Raw genomic sequence first — 2,233 nt, forward strand, 5'->3', positions numbered from 1 at the left:
TGAAAGAAACAATAGAGTTTTTTAGCAATATTATGGGTTGAGAGAGGAGTCAGGAGTCAGGAGTCAGAAGTCAGGAGGAAAGAAAGAAGTAAGAGGAGGAAAAGGAGAAAGATACAGTAGGTTGGGTATGCAGTGGAATTATTTATACAATGTGGGACTTACACAAAATAAAGCGGCGTTGCTGAATCAAGGTATGAAAATAAAAACTGAAGAATCTCAAATATTTGTCATTAATATAGTTTAGCAATCGCCAAAAAATACAAATCATACCCCAAGTCAGCAACGCTACTAAAGCCACAAAATTGGCTCAAATATAGATAGGCAGAGGCTTTTACCTCAAAAAGGCATAAATCCTGAATAAGCACGGGTTCTAGCCATTTTTAAGGCATCGACGTAATTCCCTTTATAGTTAAACAAGCCATTAAAAATTGGCCAATTTTAGTTAGGTTTAAGTAAGCTTCTTTGTACGGTTTTTGTACACATTTCCATATTTTTTCATCTGTCTAGTAAAGAAAGAAGGTTGAAAAGTTGTAAACTCGTTATTTTAAATTATAAGCGGGTAGGGGGAATCGAACCCCCATCATTAGCTTGGAAGGCTAAGGTTTTACCACTAAACTACACCCGCAGTTGTTTCTTTACTATAACACACTTTTCTAGAATTGCAACAAGTCCAGAAGAAAAAATTTTTAGATCATATTTACTGCCATCTGAGCTTTAAGTTATAGAGTCTCGACTAACTACAAAACCTAAAACCTCTTGATCTATACCTTTCAACTTCAGATACCCAGACTTTTTCACCTCTCGACTATCCACATAGTTAGCAACAGTCTGCGATACCAAAATTGTATTTGGCTCTGCAGCTTCCTGTAGCCGAGCTGCAATATTTACCGATGGGCCAATAGCTGTATAATCAGACCGCTCTGCACCACTAAACATTCCCACTACAGCATTACCCTGATGAATACCACAACGAAACCTCACTGGTGAAGCCCCATTCGGGCCAATTAACACCAGATTTTGTCACCTCTCATTTAATTTATCCAATAATTTATCCAAAGCTTTTAACATGGCCCTAGCTGAAGCCACTGCTCATTGCACCTGCTCATCTGCTGTCAACTCTTCAGGTGAACCATAAATTGCCATCACAGCATCTCCCACAAACTTATCCACAGTAACACCATTAGCAAAAATGGCTTTTGTCATCTCTGCTAAATATTCATTTAACAACTCACCTATTCTACGAGCTTGCAAAATATTCGACCAGTGTGATAATTTGACACCATGTTAGCGGAGCTTTGGGTTAGCAAAATTCCCGGTCTCCAATCATCACAAGTTGATCTTTTTTCAATCAACGTCAAACTGGCCAAATAACTGCCTTCTGTTGTCCTAAATTACTACTACCTTTTTTTTCTCAAACTTGCCAATAAATAGATGAGGCTCGTTTTTGGTAGATAACTCCTATGACAAATATATTCTGATCTGTCCATTGTGTTCTATCTATAGTTAGAATTAATCGACTACCATCAGAAAATTTTCTACTGATAATCATTGTAATCATAGGGAACCAAAACAAGGCAAGACTTCAGGAAAATAATCTTAAAAATCTTTGTATATGTTTTCGACGGCTTTCAGATTTAATGGGCCAAGGAAAACAAGCTGCCAGCCTTTCTATTTTGACAGTTTTTTGGACAGTAATTAACCTGGGCGAAAATTTTTCAAGTTGGAAGTTGAGTATTGGTCAAAGATTGTGGAAAATATGATTCATACAATGATAAAAATTGCATTTGGGTCGGTCTCTGTGTGTAAGTGGACCGACTTTTTGAGCATAAAATGTGGCTGATGGCTACTATAGCAATGTGCGCTGGCATATTGACAAATTACAATAACTGTCCAATAGCTAGAAGTCTTATATTATCGGTTTTTTATTCCCCCTTCCGGAGCTGTTGCCTTCCGGAACTGTTGCCTGCGCATAGCGCTAGATCAATAATTGACATAAAAATCAACTCAAATTAGGGAACAAGGGTGAGGTACGGGAAGTGTACCTCACCCTTCTCTACAAATGATGATCATGATCAAACAGGAAAAATCTTTTTGATACAGAGTTTTAATAGTTGAAACCCTTATATCACAATAGTTTTGAGGTGCTTTTCACCCCGTGAGCCACAATATTGTCACAGAAAGCTACGAGATTATACCAATTCCCATGCATTAATGCTATATTTCCGATGAACTA

At 37.6% G+C, this 2,233-nt stretch carries 3 protein-coding genes and 1 tRNA gene; 1 reads left to right on the plus strand and 3 read right to left on the minus strand.

Going from position 1 to position 2,233, the window contains the following annotated elements; translation table 11 throughout:
* Positions 1-37: 37 nt before the first annotated feature.
* Positions 38-244 (plus strand): hypothetical protein, encoded by a 207-nt coding sequence (locus F6K13_RS29525; protein ID WP_287289341.1) that lies wholly within the window; start codon positions 38-40, stop codon positions 242-244.
* Positions 245-554: 310 nt separating this feature from the next.
* On the opposite strand, the gene F6K13_RS29530 is transcribed toward F6K13_RS29525, so the two are convergent.
* From F6K13_RS29530 to F6K13_RS35910, 3 genes are all read right to left on the minus strand, one after another.
* Positions 555-625: transfer RNA gene (locus F6K13_RS29530), tRNA-Gly, on the minus strand.
* 89 nt (positions 626-714) lie between these two features.
* Positions 715-1,011, minus strand: coding sequence for an adenylate/guanylate cyclase domain-containing protein (locus tag F6K13_RS35905; protein ID WP_375339367.1), 297 nt, complete (start codon positions 1,009-1,011; stop codon positions 715-717).
* A 78-nt stretch (positions 1,012-1,089) separates the two neighbouring features.
* Entirely contained in the window at positions 1,090-1,251 is a 162-nt protein-coding gene (locus tag F6K13_RS35910) for a hypothetical protein (protein WP_375339368.1), read from the minus strand.
* Positions 1,252-2,233: the final 982 nt, after the last annotated feature.

This window comes from Okeania sp. SIO2B9, from assembly GCF_010672505.1.
Classification (GTDB): Bacteria; Cyanobacteriota; Cyanobacteriia; order Cyanobacteriales; family Microcoleaceae; genus Okeania; species Okeania hirsuta.